Origin of the sequence: Actinomadura sp. BRA 177 (assembly GCF_013372625.1) — a bacterium.
Lineage (GTDB): Bacteria > Actinomycetota > Actinomycetes > Streptosporangiales > Streptosporangiaceae > Spirillospora.
In genome coordinates, this window is sequence record NZ_JABXFD010000137.1 from 20,301 (window position 1) to 40,991 (window position 20,691).

Sequence of the window (20,691 nt, forward strand, 5' to 3'; positions counted from 1 at the left end):
GTGCGGCGTGTGGCGCATCGTCCCGATCCGGCCGCTGGGAGCTTTGCCACCATACGCGTTGTGAACACATGCGATCAACAGGTAGATATTACGTGTAGTCCGTACACATGGAATGTAATGCGCACGTGACGGCCGATGTCTATCTTTGTTGCCGTGGCGGGGACTTCTGAGCTGGTGGGCGGGCGGTACCGGCTGGTGGAGCTGGTCGGCCAGGGCGGAATGGGCCGGGTGTGGCGCGGCCATGATCTCGTGCTGGATCGTCCGGTAGCGGTCAAGCAGATCCTGCTGCACGGCGGGCTGACGGACCACGAGCTGACCCAGCGGCTGCTGCGAGAGGCGCGTGCCACGGCGCGGCTCAACCATCCGGGGATCGTCACCGTCCATGATGTGGTCGAGCACGAGAGCGCGCCGGCGATCGTGATGGAGTTCCTGGGCGGGCCGTCGCTGGCCGCCGTCCTTGCGAATGAGGAGCGGCTGCCGGCCGCGCGGGTGGCGGAGATCGGGGCGGCGATGCTGGACGCGCTGCGGGAGGCGCACGCGGCGGGCATCGTCCACCGGGACCTCAAACCCGACAACGTGCTGCTGGCCGGGCGACGGACCGTCATCACCGACTTCGGCATCGCCAACGTCGCCGACGCTACTACTTTGACCGCTTCGGGCGCTGTGATGGGCACGCCTGTCTATATGGCGCCGGAGCAGCTTGAGGGGCAGGGCGTCACCGAGTCGTGTGACCTGTGGTCGCTTGGTGTGACCTTGTACAAGGCGGTGGAGGGGGTGCCTCCGTTCAGCGGGCCGACCTTGACGTCTCTTTACGGGGCGATCCTGACGAAAGATCCTCGTCCGGTCTCGCATGCGGGGGCTCTGGGCGAGGTTCTCGCGGGGCTCCTGGTCAAGGACCCGGGTTTGAGGGCCACTGCCGAACAGACCGCTCTTGCCTTGGAGGCGGTCTTCCGTCCCGCGCCGGAAGAGCCGCGCGTCAACGCTGTCGGCCGCTCCGCTATCGCCGGCACGGCCGCGTCCACACATGACAGCGCCCCAGACGTCGCGGGCTTCGCGGTTAACGGCGCGACCCTGCACGCAGCCGGACACTACAGACCGACACCACGGCATGCGCCTGCAACTGATCGCGTCGCCCGGACTCTCAGCGGCCACACCGATACCGTCTGCGAGATCGCGTTCAGTCCGGACGGCACGACCCTGGCCACCGCCGGTCACGACCAGACAGTGCGGCTTTGGGACATCGCCACAGGCCGCGCGATCCGGGAGATCAACGCCAGCGGCGGCTACGTCTGCGCGGTCGCGTTCAGCCCAGACGGCTCGCTCTTCGCCACCGGCCACGGTGACCAGCAGACACGGTTGTGGACCGCATCCGACGGGCGTCTCATCGGTACGTGCGGCGACCACATATCCCGGATTCACTCGGTGGCATTCAGCCCGGACGGCACCACCCTGGCCACCGCCAGCCGCGAGAAGACGCGGTTGTGGGACGTGCGCACCGGCCGGCCCGCCACCATCGCTCTCAAGCGTCGCGCCGGTGGCGCCGCCTCAGTGGCGTTCAGCCCGGACGGCGCACTCCTCGCCACCGATGCGCGGTTGTGGGACCTCACCACAGGCAACGCTTGGAAAAGGCTCCAGAACGGTTTCCTCACGGTCAACTCGGTCGCGTTCAGCCCGGACGGCAGGATCCTGGCCGCGAATGTCGGCCGGATCGTCCGACTGTGGAACATCACCACGGGCGGCACCACCGTCCTGGACGGTCACAGCGACACCGTCAACTCGGTCGCGTTCAGCCCGGACGGCACGACGTTGGCCACCGGGAGCAGCGACCGGACGGTACGCCTGTGGAACATCGGAGGCCGCCCCATCCGAGAGATCTCGGTGCACACCCGCGACGTCCAAGCGGTTGCGTTCAGCCCGGACGGCAGTCTCCTGGCGAGCGCCGGTGATGACAGGACAGTGCGGTTGTCGCCGCTGCCATGAGCCGTCCGCGAGTGTCGCGAGTCGGCCACAGGAGTCTTACCCGGGGTTGAAGCCACCCGGCTGGGCGTCACCATCAACGAAACCCCTGACGGACGGCGGATCGTCCACTACGACGGGCAGTCCTACGAGTTGACGCCGTCGTCCGGTGAGGTGATCTGCCCGGCGAGCGGCGGGACGGCGCTCCACCACAGCCGGACCTGCACACACATGGTCGGATACGAGGACCGGGTCGAAGACCTATCCCGATCCTGACGGGAATCTGTGGCGGCAGTTACTGGAAGCCGGGTCTGTGGACGACGTACGGGGGCGCTAGGCGTTCGCGGAGGACGCCGGGCGGTGCAACGGGGTGGGCCGTCCGGTCTCGAAGGTCGGCCAGACGTGCACGCTCGGCTGCTCCCCGGCGTCGGCGGCATCACCACGCCGGCGAAGCCGCTGTCGAAGGCGCTCGCCGAGGTCGACCGCGCCGCCCGCGCGTGGTGGGCGACGGGGTCGATCGCGTCGGGACCTCGATGTAGGCCCGTCAGGCGGGCTGCGCGGCGGGCGCCGGGGCGGCGGCGTCCCGGGCCTTGCGGGCCTTGCCGGTCTCGCGGAGGATCAGCAGGCCCGTGACCGCGATCAGCGCCGCGGTCAGGCCGTGAATACCGAACGCGGCGGCCACGGAGCCGTGGTGGCCCAGGACGGTGATCATGTCGCCGAGCGGGGCGGCGGCCACCATCAGCAGGACCCAGCCCAGGACGCGGCGCTGGCCCGTCACCAGCAGGACGCCCATGGCCAGGCCCATCGCGTTCTCCCGGTTGCCCTTCACGACCAGGAAGCCGCCGCCGTCCCCGGCGGGCCAACTCGGCAGGCCGAAGCCCGACACCTGCGTCTCAGGGACCAGGACGAAGGACAGCCCGAGGTAGAAGGTGAACAGGACGATGGCGGTGGCCAGGACGGTGTTGATGTTCTTCAGCGACATGGTTCTTCTCATTGCAACGTTGAGCTGGAGGCGGGGCCGTGTCATACGTCGATCCGCTCGAAAATGTGCGGGTACGACACGATGTCGTCGGGGGACTCGGCGGCCATGCGCTGGAACTCCGGGCGGCCGAAAGCCGTGGCGAGAGCCTCCGTCGACTCCCAGACCGCGACGTTCATCAGAAGCCGGCTGTCCGCCGTTCCCTTGTGCATCTGCAGGGAGACGAACCCCGGCTGGGAGGTGCTGGTGACCCGAAGTTCGATCGATCCGATGAGCCGGTTGTGCTCGCGGTTGACCACGGCGAGCGCGAACCGGTGTCGGGGGTTGCTGGTGGCGTCCTGGGTCACCTCAGTGAGGAATGTGGTGGTGTCAGACGGGCTGTTGGGCCCCCAGTCGGTGTAGCGGGTCACCTCGGTGTCGCCGGCGAAGGTGTGAACAGCTGCGTGGTCACTGGCGCGGAACTCGCGTAGCAGCAGCCGTGGTGTGCTCAGTTCCATGATCTTTAGTATTGGCGCTGGTCGGGATCAGCTGGCGTCTTCGGCGGCAAGGCGCAAGCGCCGGCGGCGTAGGACGGGACGGTCCGGCTGTCGCCGATGCCGTGAGCCGCCGTCGTTGCGGAGTGTCCTGAGTTGGCCACAGGAGTCTTACCCGGGGTTGAAGCCACCCGGCCCTGAAGCGCTACGAATTGAGTATGGGTATTGGACTGAGCGTCACCGTCAACGAAAGCCCCGATGGGCGCCGCATCGTCCACTACGACGGGCAGTCCTTCGAGCTGACGTCGTCGTCCGGTGAGGTGATCTGCCCGGCCGGCGACGGGACGGCGCTCCACCACAGCCGAACCTGCACGCACATGGTCGGATACGAGGACGGCTGGAAAATCTACCCCGACCCGGACAGGGAACTGTGGCGGCGGCTTCTGGAGGCCGCTTCGGCGGAAGACGTGCGGGGACGGCAGGCATTCGCGGAAGGCATCGGGCTACGCAACGGCACCGGACGTCCGGTCTCCAAGGTCTGCCAGACGTGCACCCTCGTGCCGCTCCCCAGCGTCAGCGGCATGACCACGGCCGCGAAGCCACTGTCGAAGGCGCTCGCCGAGTTCGACCGCGCCGCCCGCGCGGACCAGATCGCCGAGGCGGACGCGGAGATCGCCCAGGTGGTGCGCGACTTCCCGCTGGACGCCTGGCCGACAATGCCCCTTGAGCGTTACGCCCTCGGGACGGACGTCTACCAGGATTCTTTCTGCCACCGCATGGAGTTCGGAACAGACGCTCTGTGCAGCATGAGGGGCGGAAGCGCCGCCAAGCACATCATCTTTCGGCGCAAAAAGGAAGGCGTATGGAGATACCCCTCCGAGTACGACGATGAGCAGAACGCCTGGGAGAATGTGCGGGCAGGCCTTATTGAAGCATTCGAGACGATCCAGGCTGGGCAGCTCAGCGAAATCGACACCATCGCTTCGATCCGGCCATTGCCAGCGCTGACGGCCAAGGCGATCTCCTGCTACTTTCCTGGCACGCTCATCCCGGTCACAAGCCGTGACCATGTGCGCAAGCTCATCTTCCATCTCTCCGGAGAGAGAACCCACTTGGACGCGTTCGCGGCGCACGAGCGGCTCAAGCAGTGCGAGGTGGCCGCGAAGAATCCCGAGCGGCCTTACCTGCTGCTGATCGATGAGATCAACCGGGGCGACATCCCGAAGATCCTCGGGGAGCTGATCACGCTGCTGGAGCCGGACAAGCGGGGCATGCACGTCACGCTGCCGTCCGGCGGGCGCTTCGCGGTGCCGTCCAATGTGCACATTCTGGGGACGATGAACACGGCGGACCGCAGCATCCGGCTGCTGGACTCCGCGCTGCGGCGCCGGTTCGCGTTCCATGAGCTGCTGCCCGACACCGACGTCCTCGACGGGCAGAAGGTCGGGGACGTCGACCTCGGCCTGCTGCTGCGGGAGCTCAACCGGCGGGTCGTCAAGGAGCTGGGGCGGGAGCGGCAGATCGGGCACTCGTTCTTCATGCCGGGCGGGGAGCTGGTCGACAGTGAGTCCGACCTGGCGGCCATCGTTCGCACCGAGGTGCTGCCGCTGCTCCAGGAGTACGCCTACGACGACTATTCGATGCTGTCCCGGTTCCTCGGGCAGGAGATCGTGGACGTGCAGACGCACACCGTCGCCGGGTTGAGCGACGAACGGCTCGTCGAGGCCCTGTCGTCCGAACTCCAGGCGAATGCGGGCGAGTAGTGGAGACCATCGTCGTCGCCGAATATGGGCGCCGGCGGGTGCCGGGGCTCGAACCGAGCGCCGCGGACCTCGCCGTCGCCGAGTCGGAGGAGCTGGCCGGGCGGATCACGCTGCGCTGGCTGCGGAACGGTGACCTGGAGATCGAGGCCGGGCCGCACGTGGGGGTGGTCGATCTCGACTGCGCGTCCATTCGCGTCCAGCCGAAGCTCGCCGGGTCCGAGCTCGGAGTGCTGGAGATGATCGACTACGCCGCCGGGTTGCGTTCGCTGCGCGAACTGCCGCTGCTTTGGCGACTCGGGACCGGGTTGAACCTGCGTGACCTCGTGTGCCTGCTGCTGACCCGGGAGTGCGACCGGCTGCTCCGGCACGGGTTGCGGCGCGACTACCTGCGGCGGGAGGACGCGCTGCCGGTCGTCCGGGGGCGGCTGCTGGTGGAGCGGCAGGTCACGCGGCGGTTCGGGATGCTGGACCGGCTGGAATGCCGGTATGACGAGCGCAGCGCCGACATCCTCGACAACCGGTTGTGCGGGGCGGCGCTCCAGTTCGCCGCCCGTGTGGCGAAGGATCCGGACGTGCGTGCACGGGCGCGGCGGCTGGCCGCCGACTTCTCCGGTGTGTGCGCGCTCGACGGTTTCGACGTGCGGTCGGCGGTGGAGCGCCTCGTCTACCACCGGGCCAACGAGCATTACCGCAACGCGCATCGGTGGGCCCGGATGCTGCTGGAGGGCTCGTCCTTCAGGGACGCGGGGCTCAACCGGACGACGCACGCCTTCATGGTCGACATGAACAAGCTGTTCGAGGATTTCGTCACGCGGCTGCTGCGGGACGCTTTCAGCGGGTCCGGGGTCTCGGTGCAGGCGCAGGAGAATTTGGCCGGGGCGATCCGGGGCGAGGGAGGCGGGTCGTACACCGAGATCCGTCCGGACGTCCTGCTCGTTCAGGGGCGTGGGACGAACGCCCGGCGTTGCTCCGTCGACGCCAAGTACAAGCTGTACGCGGACAAGAAAGTCGCCACGTCCGACCTGTTCCAGAGCTTTGTGTACGCGCAGGCGGCCGGCGGCTCATCGCCGACGGGGTTCATCGTTTACGCGAGTGAGCGCGACGTCCCGTCCAGGACGGTCAGGCTTCATCGCGGGGACGGCGGCGTGGCCGCACGGGTGACGTATGTGGCGGTCAATGTTCCGCAAGTGCTGGCATCGATCACCGCGCGGGACGGGCTCTTCGCCGAATTGCGCGACCAGATCGCTGCGCGAGGGAACTTCGCTGACCTGGGCCGCGCCCACGGCGCTGCCGGGGGTGCGGTGCATATGTCCCTTGATGTGAACCCATGCGTAATCGGCGGATGTCTATCGTTGTCCTGTGGCGGAGACTGATGAGCTGGTGGGCGGGCGGTACCGGCTGGTGGAGCTGGTCGGCCAGGGCGGGATGGGCCGGGTGTGGCGCGGCCACGATCTCGTGCTGGATCGTCCGGTAGCGGTCAAACAGATCCTGTTGCACGGCGGGCTGACGTTGGAGCAGCGCGAGTTGCTGACCCAGCGGCTGCTGCGGGAGGCGCGTGCGGCGGCGCGGCTCAACCATCCGGGGATCGTCACCATCCACGATGTGGTCGAGCACGAGGGCGCGCCGGCGATCGTGATGGAGTTCCTGGGCGGGCCGTCGCTGGCCGCCGTCCTTGCGAAGGAGGAGCGGCTGCCGGCCGCGCGGGTGGCGGAGATCGGGGCGGCCATGCTGGACGCGCTGCGGGAGGCACACGCGGCGGGCATCGTCCACCGGGACCTGAAACCCGACAACGTGCTGCTGGCAGGACGGCGAATCGTCATTACCGACTTCGGCATCGCCAATGTCGCCGACGCTACTACTTTGACCGCTTCGGGTGCCGTGATGGGCACGCCCGTTTATATGGCGCCGGAGCAACTTGACAAGCAGGACGTTTCCGAATCCTGCGACCTGTGGTCGCTTGGCGTGACCTTGTACAAGGCAGTGGAGGGTGTGGCCCCGTTCAGCGGGCCGACCCTGACGTCCTTGTACGGGGCCATTCTGATGAAGCAGCCTCGTCCGGCCAAGCATGCGGGACCTTTGGGCGCGGTTCTGGCAACGCTCCTGGTGAAAAACCCCACCAAAAGGGCCACTGCCGAGCAAGCCGCCGATGCCCTAGCCGCGATCTCCCGCTCCATGCCGCTCACCGTTAGAACAGGCTCGGCGCCCTCCGCCCCACTCACCGAGCACACCGCCATCAAGGACACGACCGTATCCGCCCTTGACGGTGCGACCCTGGTGACCACCGCCCCGAACCGGCCCTCGCCCTTGCGCGATCCGGCCTTGGTACTCAAAGCCCACACTGACGCCATTCGCGAGGTGGCGTTCAGCCCAAGCGGCGAGATTCTGGCCACCGCGAGTCCCGACCGCACCGTACGGTTTTGGGACCTTTCCACAGGCCGCGTCGTCCTCCTGCTCGACGGCCACGCGAGCGCCGTCGAGGCAGTGGCGTTCGGACCGGACGCCCGAACCGTCGCCACCGGCCACGCCGATGGTACGGCGGTGTTGTGGGACGTAGCGGCAGGCAACACCGTCCACACGTTCAACGTTCCCGGATCCGGCATCCGATCGGTGGCGTTCAGCCCCGACGGCACCACGCTCGCCATCAGCAGCAACTACACGACGGAGTTGCGAAGCGTGAAAACAGCCCGCACCGTCAGCACGCTCAAAGGCAAGTTCAGCGGCGCCGACTCGGTCGCGTTCAGCCCCGACGGCAGCATGCTGGCCACCAACGCATGGCTGTGGGACGTGGCCACAGGCCAAATGATCAACGGATTCGCGCAGTACAACGGCCGCATCAACTCGGTCGCGTTCAGCCCGGACGGCACGATCCTGGCCACCGCCGAGGACCGGACGGCAACGTTGTGGGACCTGGCCACACGTACCGCCACCGTGCTCGAAGGCCACACCGGCGTGGTCAACTCGGTCGCTTTCGGCCGCGACGGGATCTTGGCAACCGGAAGCCGCGACCAGACAGTCCTGCTGTGGGACATCGGCCTGGACATCCCAACCCGACAGATCAACGACCACACAGGCTCTGTCGACACGGTCGCGTTCAGCCCGGACGGCACGATCCTGGCGAGCGCCGGCGCGGACAGAGTGGTCCGGTTGTCGAAGGTGCTCTGAGCCCGGGCGCAGGCGCGAAACTGCTCTGTTGATGGCCTGTGGTGACGCTGCATCTCCCCGATGCGAAGAATCGCGCGGTTCCCATTCGTCCAAGACGTGGGCGGGGGACGGGGTGACGATGGGGCGTAGTGCTTCGTTCGTTAACTCGATTTTGCTTGGAGTTGTCAATGGTTGTTCGCCGTGTCGTGCCCAACGTCCGATCAGAGGCTCTGCAGGAGAGCCGGGAGTTCTATGGGCTGCTGGGGTTCGAGGAGGTCATGAACCTGGGCTGGATCGTGACGGTCGCTTCTCCGTCGGTACCGACTGCACAGGTCAGCGTCATGACCAGCGACAAGACCGCGCCGGTCGTCGCCGATATGAGCGTCGAGGTGGACGATGTGGACGCGGCTTATGCGGCCGTGCGCGATAGCGGCGCTGAGATCGTGCACCCATTGCAGGACGAGGAGTGGGGGGTGCGCCGATTCTTCGTCCGCGACCCCAACGGCCGAGTGGTCAACGTGCTGGGTCATCGCTGAGCGTGGACCGAAGCGCCGTTTGGACTTCGTCGAGCGCTTGCCGGACGGTTTCCCCGAAGTCGTCGGCGTTGGCCGGATCGCTCCAGCGCGCATAGGCGATGTCAGCGGCGAGTGCGCCCATTTCCGCGGCGACGGTTGAGGTCAGGGCGGGAACGCCACGCCGTTTGAGCGCCTCGGCCATTGCTGCGGTGAGCCCCAGGCCCTTCAGTGCTTCGCGCTCTCGCAGTTCCGGATTGGCGGCGATCACCGCACGCCTGCGGGCGCTGAATTCGCGGCGGTCGGGGGTGAAGGCCTCCCGTCCGACCGCGTCCAGGGCATGGGCCACCGTCTCAAGCGGGGTGGCGGCCGGGGGTGCCGCGGCCATCGCCTCGGCGAGCCGTGCGGCCATGGTGTCGCCGCCGAAGAGCACTTCGCGCTTGTCCTGGAAGTGCCGGAAGAAGGTGCTCTTCGTCAGCCCCGCGCGCTGCGCGATGTCGATCACCGTCGTGTTCTCGTAGCCCCGCTCCGCGAACAGTTCGAGCGCGGCCACGGCCAGCCGCTCTGATGCGTTCGGTTGCCAGCGGGCCATGGGGACAGCATACGGCACTTGGTCCCATCACTCGTGTAGGGTGATAGGACCAAGTCCCATCACTTTGGAGGTTCTCATGAGCCGAGCCGTCGTCTACGACACGCACGGAGGTCCCGAGGTACTGGACGTGCGCGAGGTTCCGGAGCCGCACGCCGGCCCGGGCGAAGTCCGCGTCCGCGTGACGGCCGCCGGGCTGAATCCGATGGACTGGGGCATCGCCTCGCAGCCCGAGCTGGCGGCGCAGTTCGGCCTCACCGTGCCGGCCGGGTTCGGATACGACTTCGCCGGCGTCGTCGACGAGGTCGGCGGCGGCGCAACGGATTTCGCAGTGGGCGATCGCGTCTTCGGCGGCGCGCTGGGGAGAGCCGCCGCCGACTTCGTGCTGGTCAGGACGCCGACCGGGGTGTCCGACGCCGTCTTCCGTACGCCGGACGGCATCAGCGACGAGGTGGCGAGCACGCTTCCGGTGGCCGGACTCACCGCCGCCGCGGCTTTGGAGGCGATCGGCCTGCGGTCCGGCGACACCGTCCTGATCGGCGGCGCCGCCGGCGGCGTGGGCGTGTTCGCCGTGCAACTCGCGAAACTCGCCGGCGCCACCGTGATCGGCACGGCCTCGGAGAGCACGTTCGAGTTCCTGCGGCGGCTCGGTGCCGACCCCGTCGCCTACGGCCCCGGACTCGCCGACCGGGTACGCGCGCTGGCGTCCGGCGGAGTGACCGCGGCGACGGACCTGTACGGCACGGAGACGGCCGAGACCGCGCTGGCACTCGGCGTACCGCCCGAGCGGATCTCCACGATCGCCGCCGGGCCCAACCCTCCCGGCGGCTTCCGCGCCACAGGTGGCTTCGACGCAGGGCTGGACGCCATGGAGCGAATCACCGACGGGATTCTCGCCGGCGAGATCACCGTACCTATCGCCGGGACCTTTCCGATCGAGCAGGTCCGCGACGCCGTCGCACTACAGGCCGGACGCCACGTCCACGGCAAAATCGTGGTCACGATGTAATCGCGCCGCTGCGGACCTGACCCGCTAGGCGGAAGCGCTGGTCATCGCGATCGAAACTTCTCGGCCTTGCACTAACGGCCGCTGATGTACGTCCGGGGAAGTTTCGCTTCGATCATGTAGTGGATCTGGACGTTGCGGTAGGTGACGTTCTCTTCGACTTCGTCCGGCAGGTTGGTTCGGGTGCTCCCGGAGGTGGACTCCACGACTTTGCTTGAGGACCCGCCCATGAAGAACACGAAACGCACGGTCATTGCGGTGAGTGCCGCACTCCTCCTGCCCGCGCTGGCCGCCGCCCACTCCGCCCTCGCGTCCTCGACCGTGTCCGCGGCCCCGCCGCCCGGCAAGGTCACCATGGAGGTGGTGACGGTCAACGGCTCGGGCTGCCCGCCCGGCACGACGACGGTCACCCCGTCCCACGACGGCGCCGCCCTCACCGTCACCTACCGCCGGTACGCGGCCTGGGCCGGCGACGCCGCCCCGCCGACGGCGTTCCGGCAGAACTGCCAGCTCAACGTGCGCGTCAACGGCCCCGACGGATACACCTACGCGGTCACCGGGATCGAAACCCGCGGACACGCCCACCTACAGCGCGGAGTCTCCGCTCTGCAGCGAACGACCTACTACTTCCAGGGCGACTCACGATCGCAGTCGGTAAGCCACACCCTCCAGGGCCCGTACGACGACGACTGGCACTTCACCGACACGACCGACCCGTCCACCCGCATCTACAAGCCATGCGACACGGACCGCAACCTGAACATCAACACGGAACTCCGGGTGAGCCCGGGCGACGGCCCCGGGACCAGTTTCATCGCGATGGAGTCCACCTACGCCGACGCGGTCTACCACCTCACCTGGAAACACTGCCCCGCCTGACCCCCACGTGAAGCCGAGGCGGACGCCCCCGCCCGCCTCGGCAGAAGTGGCGGCCGAGAGTTCAGCAGTAGTGAGCCCCCTCCGACCCGCCAACCCACAACGGGGCAATCCCCAGCAGTCCGTGCTTCGGGGGAACCTCGGTCAGCGTCGGAGTCTGGCGGTTTGCATGGCAGTCAGGCGGCGGATGTAGAGGACGGTGATGACCGCCAAGGGGAGGACCAGGAAGTGGCAGGCGATGTGGATCCAGTAGAGCCCGCCGAACTGGTAATCGAGGTCGAGCACGTACTCGATCTTTCCGTCCGGATCCTCGAACTTGTGGGGATGGACCACCTTGTCGATCAAGAACCATGACGGGGTCCAGAACAGCGGCCAGGTCAGAAAGGTGACGAGCCAGGCGACCCACCAGGTGTTCAGCGGTCCGGTAGGGGCGGGTGCTCTGTCCTGTGCACTGGAGGCGTGCCAGACGTCGTCGGCGATCTGCTTGGGAAGGAACAGGTTTCCGATGGGGACGAACCATCCGGCCACGGCCATCCCGGGGCGGTAGCGCAGGCGGCCCGGGGCGAATCTGTCGGCCAGCCGGCGTACGCAGGCGAACCAGAGGATCCAGCACGTCACCAGGCCCACACCGGAAAGGACTTTGGCGGCCAGCAGCCGGCTGTAGATGGTCTGCCAGCGCTCGAATTCGCCGGTGTCCTCCGCGTCCGGGTAGGTCTCGGAGGACGTGCGCCAGTCCCCGGGCAGGGTATGCCAGGTCGTGATCAGCGCGATGAACGTGAGCACGGAGACCAGGGTGAACAACACAAGGGAGCAGTAGACGGCGATCCGGTAGCCGTCGGCTGGGCCTTCCCGGTCGCGTATGCGCCGGCGTTCCTCGGCCAGGAGAGGCTGGGCTCCGCCGAGCGGCCCGGGTTGCCGCGGGGCCGGTGCCATGGACACGGTGGACGTCTGCGTCTCCGGCGTGGCGCGGAGTATGGCCAGGGTGCTGTCGATGGTGGGACGGTCCGCGGGGTTCTTGGCCAGGAGCGCGACGATCAGGGAGGCCAGGACGGGGTCGGCGCGCCGCGGCGGCGTGGGGTCGTGCATGGCGACGGCGGCCATGGTGGCGGTGGGGGTGTCGCGGCGGAACGGGGAGATGCCCTCCACCGCCTCGTACAGGGTCACGCCGAGCGAGAAAAGGTCGCCGGCGGGGTGGTCGCCGGAGCCGTTGAGGCGTTCGGGGGCCATGTACTCGGCCGAGCCGATGACCCCTCCGGTGGCGGTGAGGCGCGTGTCGGTCTCGTGCACGGCGATGCCGAAGTCGGTGAGGAGGACCTGGCCGTCCTCGGCGAGCATGACGTTCGCGGGTTTGAGGTCACGGTGCACGATCCCGGCCGCGTGCGCCGCCTTGAGCGCCGTGAGGAGCGCGGTCGCCAACTCGGCCACCAGCGGCGAGGGCAGCGGGCCGCCCGTACGCAGGCGCTCCCCCAGGGAGGGCCCGTCGACGAGGCGCATCACAATCCAGGGGGTGCCGTCCTCTACGACCACGTCGTGGACCGCGACGATGTGCGGATGGTCGCGCAACCGGGCCGCGTTGCGGGCCTCCCGGGCCGCGCGGACCACCCGTTCGCGGTGCTCGGCCTCCGCGACGGCCTGCTGCGGCAGCCGCACCTCCTTGACCGCGACGTGGACGTCCAGAGCCTCGTCGTGCGCCTTCCACACACGCCCGAACCCGCCCACACCGAGTGGCGCCACGAGCCGGTACCGTCCGCCGACGATCCGCTCCGGCTCCGCCTGAACTCCCACCCGGCCAGCCCTCCTGCCGCCCACCGCCCGCAGTACCCGGCCCAAAGCGTACGAAGCCGCTCTGCGCGTGCGCAACGCGCCGCCGACACTAAAGAACACTAATGTACATATGACATTAGAGGGTTGTTCGATGGGGATTACCCCGTTGTGAGGTACCCCTCGGCGTAACCTTCGGCATACCCCTCGGCGCGGTGGGCCTTGGCGAAATCCGACTTCCACTCGTAGTTCTTGATGGCCATCTTCATCTCCAACAGTCACCCAGCCCGAAATAGCCGTCCCACCAGGGACGACGCTCGGATCAGGGCATCGGATCGGGAACGGCCCGGAGACGGGCCGTGAAAACGACACGGCCCCGCCCACCACACCAGTGCGCGGACGAGGCCGGGGAAGTCGTCAGTCGAGGAGGTCTTCGGCCTTGTCGATGACGAGGGCCCGCTCGGCCCAGCGCTCGATCTGGTCGGTGTCAGTGCAGTTCGTGACGCGCTCACGGACCTCGTTGGGAACGTTGATCCCACGGTTCTCCAGCATCAGCAGGAGGATCTTCGCCTCGCCCTCCGCGCGCCCCTCGGCGCGCCCCTCGGCGCGGTGGGTCTTGGCGAAGTCCGACTTCCACTCGTAGTTCTTGATGGCCGTCTTCTCCTCCAACAGTCGCCCAGCCCGAAATAGCCGTCCCACCAGGGACGACGCTCGGATCAGGGCATCGGATCGGGAGCGGCCCGGAGACGGGCCGTGAAAGCGACACGGCCCCGCCCACCACACCAGTGCGCGGACGAGGCCAGGGAAGTCGTCAGTCGAGGAGGTCTTCGGCCTTGTCGATGACGGCGGCCCGCTGGACCCAGCGCTCGAGCCGGTCGGTGTCAGTGCAGTCCGTGACGCACTCGCGGACCTCGTTGGGGACGTTGATCCCGCGGGCCTCCAGGACCAGCAGGACCGACTTGGCGCGGCCCTCGGCGCGGTGGGCCTTGGCAAAGTCCGACTTCCACTCGTAGCCGGCAGTCTTCACGATCTCCTCCAGGAGCTTGCGGGCAGCTTCAGAGAGCTGGTCCGTCAGGTAGTCATAGTACAGGGGGCCGACTTCCGGCCTCTCGTACTTCAGGGCGTCGAATGCGACGACCACGCTGGTCAGGACGGCTTCGGCGTCCGGGCCGTCGGCATGGACGGTCGCGCTGAGCAACGCCAACTGGGGGCATTCGCGGGCCTTGACGGGGTCGGTGACGGCGGGAAGCATCCCCGGGTGGAAGGTCAGAGGCTTGAGCACCCAGTCGGGGTGGCCCAGGTCGATGGGTTTGGCGCAGGCGCGCGCGACGGTCTGGTCGGGGCAGATGACCAGCAGGGTCACCGGGCACTTGTGCCGCTCCCGCAGGAGAGCGAGATACGCGGGCCAGCTGTAGGTCTTGTCCTTGTCGTAGCGCCGCTGGCACTCCACGATGATGCCGTGGCTGGGCTTCTTGGGGTCGTCCAGGAGGACGGTGGCGTCGCAGCGCAACTCGGCCGGGTTCAGGCCCGCGAAGGACTCCGAGGTCACCGTGGCCTTGTCGTCGTCGCCGGGCATGTCCAGCTCGAAGACGGTCCGCAATATCGTCGGGACGAGCTGCGGCTTCTCGCGGATCATCGCCAGCGGCAGCTCGTGATCGGTTGACGGCATGACAGGCAAACTATCGGTAACCGATCCCTCTCAAAGCGTTAAAGCAGCGTGTCTACGGGTCAATTGACGAGTTGGTCAGGATGGGCTGTTTCGCCTGGTCGGAAGGGGTAGGGCAGGGTGCCGGGATTGCCGGTTAGCTGCGGATTGTGGGACCAGACGGTGGCGGGCTAGATGTCGAGGGCGCCTCGGGGGTGGCCGTGGGTTCGGCCGCAGGGCGTCAGGGCCAGGACGGCGTGGCCTTGGACGTCGGTCTTCGGGCCCAGGGCGGACGGGTCTACCGAGGCGCGGGCGGCGAAGGTCGTGGCGTGGCATTCGCGGGCCTGGAAAGCGGCACTGTCCCCGATGTCGATGCCGTCGAAGGCGTCGTCGGGGAAAGGATCGATGTGCGGGAGGACGTAGCCCTCTTCGGCCGGGTGCGGTGGGCCGATCTGGTCGTCTTCTTCGTAGATGTCGTAGTAGCGGACGACTTCCCCGTGTTCGGCTACGCACCAGGCCGTCCAGTCGTCGCCGCAGCTCGCGCCGTACCAGTGCGCTGCGCCGAAACGGGTGCTCAGGGCTCGGCAGTGGTCCGTGAGCTGCTCGGAGTCCAAGTCCTCGCCGGAATGGAAGGGGTTGCCGAAGACGAGGGTCCAGCCGTCCAGTCGCGGTGACACGTAGGTGCGGGAGCAGGCGAGGTGGTCGGCGCCCCAGCCGTGGTGGTCGCTGTTCCAGGCGGACGCGCCGAGCCGCATCGTGACGGGTTCGGGGTCGGAGAGGTCGAACGCGTCCAGGACGGCCTGCTGGTCGCCGGTCGGGAGTGCGAACCAGGTGCCGCACAGGTGCATCGGCTCGGGTGTCTCGGCCGCCTGCTTGACGCGGATCAGGCGGCGGACGGCGGCCAGGTCGCGGTCGTCCAGCCCGGCCGGGCCGGCCACCTCGGCGAGCGCCTCCAGCGCGGGCCGGCGGAGGCGGCCGGACCTGGAGCGGCGGACGTCCCGGAGGAGGGGTACCACGGCGGAACCCAGTTCCTTGATGGCCCAGATGACGCGCTGCCTGACGTCGGGGTCGGGGTCGTCCAGGAGGGCGATCAGGTCGGAAGCGTGCGGGAGGGCCGCTTCGCCCTTCAGTTGGAGCGTGTAAGCGGTGTTGGCGCGGACCTCCGGGCTCGGGTGGCGCAGTCCTGGGACGAAGGCCGAGAGGTCGTCGATCTTGAGGCCGCTGTGGGCCCAGCCGCAGCGGCGGGCAACCTCGGTCGTGGGGGCCTTCGCCATGGCCTCGATCAGCGGGTCCAGGGCGGGACGTCCGATGCGGCGCAGCACGGTGGCGCTGGTGCTCCAGTCGACCGCGGAGTCCTCGTCGCAGAGGACGTCCAGGACCGGACCGACGGCCGGGGCGCCGATCTCCACGAGGGCGTCGCTCGCGGCTTTCTGGTCGGGTCCGGCCAATTGCTCTATGAGGGCCTGTATCTCCACGGACAGGATAATTGCATCAGCCGGTGACCTTCAGGATGCCGTGGGCGCCGGACTCGCCGTGGCGCATGTCGTGGTCGACGAAGGGGTAGTGGCCGGGTTCGGGCATGACGGTTTCGACGAAGCCGCCTTGGCCGGGGGCCAGGTCGAGGATCTGCGAACCGCCCGGGTCGCCCTTGCGCAGGAGATACGCGCCTTCCTTGTAGACGGTGTCGAACTGGGCGCCCACGATGTGGAACGCCGTGCTGGAGGACGGGCCCGCGTCCACCACCCAGACGCGGACGCGGTCACCCGCGCGGGCGGTCAGGGGTGCGTGGTCGTAGCCGGCGGCGGTGCCGTTGAACATCCAGGCGTCCGGGCGGCCCTCACGCATCTTGGCCACCTGAGCGGCCGAGCCCGGTTGCCCCAGGTACAGCTCGCCCTGCACCAGGACGTATTCGCGGTCGACCGAGGGCAGGTCGGGTGGGTCGATGATGACCGCGCCGTACATGCCGTTGGCGATGTGCTGCAGCATCGGCATGGTCGAGCAGTGATACAACCACGCACCGGCATGTTCGGCCTTGAAACGGTAGGTCAGGCGTTCACCGGGCTGGATCGTGCGCATCGGCACGTCCGGGGCGAGCGACCCAGCGTGGAAGTCGATGCCGTGGCCCATGGTCGTGTCGTTGACCAAGGTGATGACGAAGGTATCGCCGATCTTGCCGCGCAACACTGGGGCGGGGACCGTGCCGCCGAACGTCCACATCGTCTGCTGAACACCGGGCGCGACTTCTAGCTGGCGGTCGGTGGCGTGCAGTTCGACGCGGTGTTCCTTGGCACCCGGCGCGGGCTTGAGGGCTGCGTCGTAGGGCTTCCAACCGGGGGACGGTTGCGCCGCCAAGTCGAGTTGGCCGCTCCCCATCGCCTGATGGCCCATCGCGTCGTGATCCATCGCCGACGAGGACGGGGAAGAAGCCCCCGTCTTGATCTGCATGGTCATGCCCGCTGCGCGGTGGCCGGGGACCGTGCACCAGCCATCGATCGTGCCCTTCACCGACGGCACCGTCAGCGTCGCCGACTCCCCCGGGTCCAGCATCGGGGTCGCCTGGCCTGACTCCAGGCGCAGGTCGTGCTGCATCGCGTCCTTGTTCGTCACCTTCAACACGAGACGCGTGCCGGGGGCGGCCTCGATCGTCCCCGGGCGAATGCGCATGTTGACCAGGCTCACGTCCACCACGCGGGTCCCGGACGCGGCCACCGTTTGCGGGGACGAGTCGCCGCCGCCCGCCGTCACCCCCACGGCCAGAGCCGTGAGCAGAACGCCGGCGGTAACGCCGGCGACGACCGGGGACGGACGGTGGGAGCGAAAGATCGTCGCGACCGCCAGCAGGATGAATGCGGCGAGTGCGGCAAGGACGACGATCCACGCGGCGCGCGAAGTCCACTCCGGCACCGGCAGGACGAGCAGCGGAACCGCGACGTTGATCGCCGCGACCCGCACCACCCAGACGCGTTCGATCAGGGCCGAGTTGGCCTTCAGTGCGGCCGGTCCCCCGCCCAGGACGACGGGCAGCAAGAACGTCAGGGCGCCGAGGAGCGTCTGCCCCACGAAGCCGACCAGCATCAGCGGAAGCAGCCCCGAAAGACTCTGCCGGGACGCGTCCACAAGCAGAGCGACCGCGAACCAAGAAGTCCCCGCCGCGAGCATCCAGGACGCCGGCGTGTGCGGGCGACGCTGGCGCAACGTCCGCACGAAGGGAACGAGGGCCAGCGCGGCGGCCCCCGCGTACACCAGCAGACCGGCGACGACGACCCAGCGCAGGTCGGCGAGCAGTCCGCCGACCGCGACCGCTAGCCCTGGCACGGCGAAGCGCAGGGACCAGCGGGCGATCCGGCCCACGCCGTCCACCATCCGGGTGCGCAGCACCGTCGGCCACAGCGTGAACAGTGTGCCGAGCACGGCGAGCCCGACCCAGCCCAGGAGGTTGACCTGCGCGTGCGCCGCGTGCAGCCGCTCGTGCCAGCCGGACGGGACGTGCCCGGACGCCATCAGCCCGCCCAGCGTCCCGCCCGTGATCAGCGCCGCCCCGGCCCACAGGTACCAGGCGACGACGTGCGCGAACCGTCCGCCCAGGGCGCTTCGCCCCCGCAGGCCCAGCACGGCGATGTGCGCCGCGACGACGCCCACGACACCGGCCGCTCCGCCGACGGCAACCCAAGGAAAGCCTTCGGAAACGCCGCACAGCACCGCGACAATGCCCGCGTTCAGCACCACCAGCCGTGTGATCGGCCACCAGTCGGGCGGGGCCGGGACGCGCAGCAGCGCGGACGCGAAGTGCTCGGTCCAGGTCACGATGGCGTTGGTCACCGCGCCCAGCAGGAACAGGTGGATCAGCAGCCACTGCGGCACAGGCAGCTCATGCCGGACGAAAGCAGCCACAACGGTCAGTGCCAGCCAGACCAGCACGACCCCGTTGGCGACGGCGTGCCACACGGACCGCGAGCGGCGCGGCGCCGGGGGCGGGCCCACCTTCGGGCGCACACCGATGGACGTCATGTCCGTCCCCTTCCGACCAGACGGGATGCTGCGAAGGCGCAGGCGCCGAAGAGCAGGAGCGCCACCTCGCCGAGTACGCCACCGACCGTCCGCGCGAGCGAGACGCCGGCCAGGTCGCCCACGACGCGCACCAGGAGCGACGCGTGCAGCAGCGCGAGCGGCGCGTACAGGATGGGGTGATACGGCAGCCGGACCCGCAGGACGGCGGGCAGGATCACCGGTGCGTGCCCGAAGACCATCGAGATCACGAAGCCGAGGAAGACCGCGTGCAGGGCGGCGTCGTAGAAGCCGGTCGACGCGGGACGTCCGGCGGCGAGCCAGATCGCGCCGGCGACGGCGAGCCAGGCGTATCCGGCGAGCAGGCAGGCGGCGGCGAAGCGGGGCAGCCCGGTGCCCCGGACGGTGCGGCGCGCGACGTCGTGGAGGGCGAGCCAGGCGGCCAGCGCGACCATGCCGAGGCCGGTCAGGCGCCATCCCGGTCCGGCCCACCAGACGGAGACGGCCGCGCCGGCGAAGAGCAGCGCCGCCGCGGCGACGAGCCCGTCGGCCGCGCGCTTGCCGAGGAAGGCGACCCGGGCGAGTTCGAGGCGTTCGCCCGCGATGGTGAGGATGAGGAACGCGGCGAGCCACGGGACGATGTCGCCGATCGTCCGGCCGCCGATCCACAGCAGGCCGCCGATGTACCAGGCCACGGCGCCGGCCAGCTGGACGGTGAGGTCGCGTCCCGTCCGGCGGCCGAGGACCGTGATGTAGATCGCGATGAGCCAGCCGCCGGCGGCGGTGAGCAGCATCCGCCCGGGGGTCAGGAGCCCGGCGGCGGTGATGAGCCCGCCGGCCGCGGCGAGGGCGGGCGACACGTAGGCCCAGGGGCGCCCGAGGGCGACGGCGCGTTCGAGGGAGATCAGCGTGCCGAGGAAGCCGAGGGCCATCAGCGGCCCGTGCTGCCGCGCGAACGACGTGCGCGGGAGCGCGACGTCCAGGTTCAGCAGGGCGAGGGCGCCCCAGAGCGCGACGAGGAGGGACAGCAGCGCGCCGGCCAGCAACGGGAGCCGGCGCGCCGCCAGGCGGGGTGCGGCCTGGGGGTGGTGGTCGCGCGCCCCGGTGACCTGATTCTCCATACCCGCTATTATAAATACAAGTAGTGTTGTGAAAAACAGTCCGGCACCCTAGGAGTGCTCATGACCACATCGACCGCGGACCCGCAGCAGGAGACGGTGCGGGCCATCCTCGACCATCACGAGCGGCTCGGCCGGACCATGGCCGACCACACGCTCACCATCGCCCGTGCCGTCGACCAGCTCAGCGCCCCCTACGCGCGGCGCGACAAGCTCGTCGCGTTCCTGACGGAGGAGATCGTCCCGCACGCCGAGGCCGAGGAGCGGACCCTCTACAAGGCGGCCGAGGACCTGCCGGAGGCGCGCCTGCTGCTGCGCGCGATGCTGCGTGAGCACGTCGTCCTGCACGAGAAGGTCGCCGAACTCGCGGCCGCCCGCACGCCCGCGGAGACGGTCGCCGCCGCGGCCGCGGTCAACGCCCTCTTCCAGTCGCACATGGACAAGGAGAACGACCTGATCCTGCCCGCCCTCGTGGACGCGGGCGTGAACCTCGGGGCGCTGCTGGACGGCATGCACGAGATCCTCGGCGAGGGCACGGCGTCCCACGACGACGGGCACCAGTGCACCTGCGGCGGCCACGACGCCTACCCCGGCGTCCCGGGCGCGACCGCCGAGGTGGCGGGCGGCGAACTGGACGTGCGCGTCCTCGCCCACGGCCAGCGGCACCAGCAGATCTTCGCCACCTTCGAGGCCCTCGCGGCCGGAACGGCGTTCGTCCTGGTCAACGACCACGACCCGAAGCCGCTCTACTACCAGTTCGCCTCCCAGTACCCCGGCGAGTTCACCTGGGACTACGAGGAGGCGGGCCCGGAGGTCTGGAAGGTCCGCATCACCCGCGCCTGACCCGCCCGTCCGGTGTGGGGCGCG

General features: G+C 69.0%; 18 protein-coding genes. 8 read left to right on the top strand and 10 right to left on the bottom strand.

All coding sequences use genetic code 11. The features are described from left to right. The first annotated feature begins 153 nt into the window (after nucleotides 1-153). Nucleotides 154-1,980 (top strand): WD40 repeat domain-containing serine/threonine protein kinase, encoded by a 1,827-nt coding sequence (locus HUX53_RS03885; protein WP_176401792.1) that lies wholly within the window; start codon nucleotides 154-156, stop codon nucleotides 1,978-1,980. Nucleotides 1,981-2,500: 520 nt separating this feature from the next. On the opposite strand, the gene HUX53_RS03890 is transcribed toward HUX53_RS03885, so the two are convergent. Further along, nucleotides 2,501-2,938: a DUF4267 domain-containing protein gene (locus HUX53_RS03890; protein ID WP_176401793.1), complete on the bottom strand. Its 438-nt coding sequence runs from the start codon at nucleotides 2,936-2,938 to the stop codon at nucleotides 2,501-2,503. Nucleotides 2,939-2,979: 41 nt separating this feature from the next. Next, nucleotides 2,980-3,432 (bottom strand): GNAT family N-acetyltransferase, encoded by a 453-nt coding sequence (locus HUX53_RS03895; RefSeq protein WP_217919052.1) that lies wholly within the window; start codon nucleotides 3,430-3,432, stop codon nucleotides 2,980-2,982. Between the two features lie 194 nt (nucleotides 3,433-3,626). On the opposite strand from HUX53_RS03895, the gene HUX53_RS03905 reads away from it, so the two are divergent. The 4 genes from HUX53_RS03905 to HUX53_RS03920 all read left to right on the top strand — a co-directional run bounded on the left by HUX53_RS03905 (nucleotide 3,627) and on the right by HUX53_RS03920 (nucleotide 8,848). Further along, entirely contained in the window at nucleotides 3,627-5,171 is a 1,545-nt protein-coding gene (locus HUX53_RS03905; protein WP_176401794.1) for an McrB family protein, read from the top strand. Further along, on the top strand, nucleotides 5,171-6,544 hold the full coding sequence (locus HUX53_RS03910) for an McrC family protein (RefSeq protein WP_176401795.1): 1,374 nt from the start codon (nucleotides 5,171-5,173) through the stop codon (nucleotides 6,542-6,544). The genes HUX53_RS03905 and HUX53_RS03910 overlap by 1 nt, the downstream gene beginning before the upstream one ends. Next, complete coding sequence (locus HUX53_RS03915) at nucleotides 6,531-8,333, top strand: WD40 repeat domain-containing serine/threonine protein kinase (RefSeq protein WP_176401796.1); 1,803 nt, start codon at nucleotides 6,531-6,533, stop codon at nucleotides 8,331-8,333. The genes HUX53_RS03910 and HUX53_RS03915 overlap by 14 nt, the downstream gene beginning before the upstream one ends. A gap of 167 nt (nucleotides 8,334-8,500) precedes the next feature. After that, nucleotides 8,501-8,848: a VOC family protein gene (locus HUX53_RS03920; RefSeq protein WP_176401797.1), complete on the top strand. Its 348-nt coding sequence runs from the start codon at nucleotides 8,501-8,503 to the stop codon at nucleotides 8,846-8,848. On the opposite strand, the gene HUX53_RS03925 is transcribed toward HUX53_RS03920, so the two are convergent. Further along, the gene (locus tag HUX53_RS03925; RefSeq protein WP_176401798.1) at nucleotides 8,826-9,416 is read right to left on the bottom strand and encodes a TetR/AcrR family transcriptional regulator; all 591 of its coding nucleotides are present in this window, start codon (nucleotides 9,414-9,416) and stop codon (nucleotides 8,826-8,828) included. The two genes, HUX53_RS03920 and HUX53_RS03925, sit on opposite strands and share 23 nt — an antisense overlap. A gap of 76 nt (nucleotides 9,417-9,492) precedes the next feature. On the opposite strand from HUX53_RS03925, the gene HUX53_RS03930 reads away from it, so the two are divergent. Then, nucleotides 9,493-10,422 (top strand): NADP-dependent oxidoreductase, encoded by a 930-nt coding sequence (locus HUX53_RS03930; RefSeq protein ID WP_176401799.1) that lies wholly within the window; start codon nucleotides 9,493-9,495, stop codon nucleotides 10,420-10,422. Nucleotides 10,423-10,493: 71 nt separating this feature from the next. Here HUX53_RS03930 and HUX53_RS03935 read toward each other — a convergent pair whose 3' ends face one another. After that, entirely contained in the window at nucleotides 10,494-10,673 is a 180-nt protein-coding gene (locus HUX53_RS03935; protein ID WP_176401773.1) for a hypothetical protein, read from the bottom strand. 4 nt (nucleotides 10,674-10,677) lie between these two features. Here HUX53_RS03935 and HUX53_RS03940 point away from each other — a divergent pair, with 4 nt between their 5' ends. Beyond that, nucleotides 10,678-11,298: a DUF4360 domain-containing protein gene (locus tag HUX53_RS03940; RefSeq protein ID WP_217919053.1), complete on the top strand. Its 621-nt coding sequence runs from the start codon at nucleotides 10,678-10,680 to the stop codon at nucleotides 11,296-11,298. A 141-nt stretch (nucleotides 11,299-11,439) separates the two neighbouring features. Here HUX53_RS03940 and HUX53_RS03945 read toward each other — a convergent pair whose 3' ends face one another. The 6 genes from HUX53_RS03945 to HUX53_RS03970 all read right to left on the bottom strand — a co-directional run bounded on the left by HUX53_RS03945 (nucleotide 11,440) and on the right by HUX53_RS03970 (nucleotide 19,827). Next, complete coding sequence (locus HUX53_RS03945) at nucleotides 11,440-13,080, bottom strand: protein kinase (RefSeq protein ID WP_176401801.1); 1,641 nt, start codon at nucleotides 13,078-13,080, stop codon at nucleotides 11,440-11,442. A 393-nt stretch (nucleotides 13,081-13,473) separates the two neighbouring features. After that, entirely contained in the window at nucleotides 13,474-13,725 is a 252-nt protein-coding gene (locus HUX53_RS03950; protein WP_176401802.1) for a hypothetical protein, read from the bottom strand. Nucleotides 13,726-13,867: 142 nt separating this feature from the next. Next, a complete protein-coding gene (locus tag HUX53_RS03955; RefSeq protein ID WP_176401803.1) occupies nucleotides 13,868-14,725 on the bottom strand; it encodes a hypothetical protein in 858 nt (285 codons plus the stop codon). Between the two features lie 167 nt (nucleotides 14,726-14,892). Further along, a complete protein-coding gene (locus tag HUX53_RS03960; protein WP_176401804.1) occupies nucleotides 14,893-16,176 on the bottom strand; it encodes a HEAT repeat domain-containing protein in 1,284 nt (427 codons plus the stop codon). Nucleotides 16,177-16,192: 16 nt separating this feature from the next. Continuing rightward, nucleotides 16,193-18,709, bottom strand: a complete 2,517-nt coding sequence (locus HUX53_RS03965; RefSeq protein ID WP_176401805.1) for a multicopper oxidase domain-containing protein — start codon at nucleotides 18,707-18,709, stop codon at nucleotides 16,193-16,195. Further along, nucleotides 18,706-19,827 (bottom strand): hypothetical protein, encoded by a 1,122-nt coding sequence (locus HUX53_RS03970; protein WP_217919054.1) that lies wholly within the window; start codon nucleotides 19,825-19,827, stop codon nucleotides 18,706-18,708. The genes HUX53_RS03965 and HUX53_RS03970 overlap by 4 nt, the downstream gene beginning before the upstream one ends. 60 nt (nucleotides 19,828-19,887) lie before the next feature. Between HUX53_RS03970 and HUX53_RS03975 the strand changes: the two genes are divergently transcribed. Further along, on the top strand, nucleotides 19,888-20,667 hold the full coding sequence (locus HUX53_RS03975) for a DUF2249 domain-containing protein (RefSeq protein ID WP_176401806.1): 780 nt from the start codon (nucleotides 19,888-19,890) through the stop codon (nucleotides 20,665-20,667). Nucleotides 20,668-20,691: the final 24 nt, after the last annotated feature.

Coding starts and splice junctions, on each gene's coding strand:
- HUX53_RS03890 (WP_176401793.1), bottom strand. CDS start 2,938: ATGTCGCTGAAGAACATCAACACCGTCCTGGCCACCGCCATCGTCCTG.
- HUX53_RS03895 (WP_217919052.1), bottom strand. CDS start 3,432: ATGGAACTGAGCACACCACGGCTGCTGCTACGCGAGTTCCGCGCCAGT.
- HUX53_RS03905 (WP_176401794.1), top strand. CDS start 3,627: ATGGGTATTGGACTGAGCGTCACCGTCAACGAAAGCCCCGATGGGCGC.
- HUX53_RS03920 (WP_176401797.1), top strand. CDS start 8,501: ATGGTTGTTCGCCGTGTCGTGCCCAACGTCCGATCAGAGGCTCTGCAG.
- HUX53_RS03925 (WP_176401798.1), bottom strand. CDS start 9,416: ATGGCCCGCTGGCAACCGAACGCATCAGAGCGGCTGGCCGTGGCCGCG.
- HUX53_RS03930 (WP_176401799.1), top strand. CDS start 9,493: ATGAGCCGAGCCGTCGTCTACGACACGCACGGAGGTCCCGAGGTACTG.
- HUX53_RS03935 (WP_176401773.1), bottom strand. CDS start 10,673: ATGACCGTGCGTTTCGTGTTCTTCATGGGCGGGTCCTCAAGCAAAGTC.
- HUX53_RS03955 (WP_176401803.1), bottom strand. CDS start 14,725: ATGCCGTCAACCGATCACGAGCTGCCGCTGGCGATGATCCGCGAGAAG.
- HUX53_RS03965 (WP_176401805.1), bottom strand. CDS start 18,709: ATGACGTCCATCGGTGTGCGCCCGAAGGTGGGCCCGCCCCCGGCGCCG.
- HUX53_RS03970 (WP_217919054.1), bottom strand. CDS start 19,827: ATGGAGAATCAGGTCACCGGGGCGCGCGACCACCACCCCCAGGCCGCA.
- HUX53_RS03975 (WP_176401806.1), top strand. CDS start 19,888: ATGACCACATCGACCGCGGACCCGCAGCAGGAGACGGTGCGGGCCATC.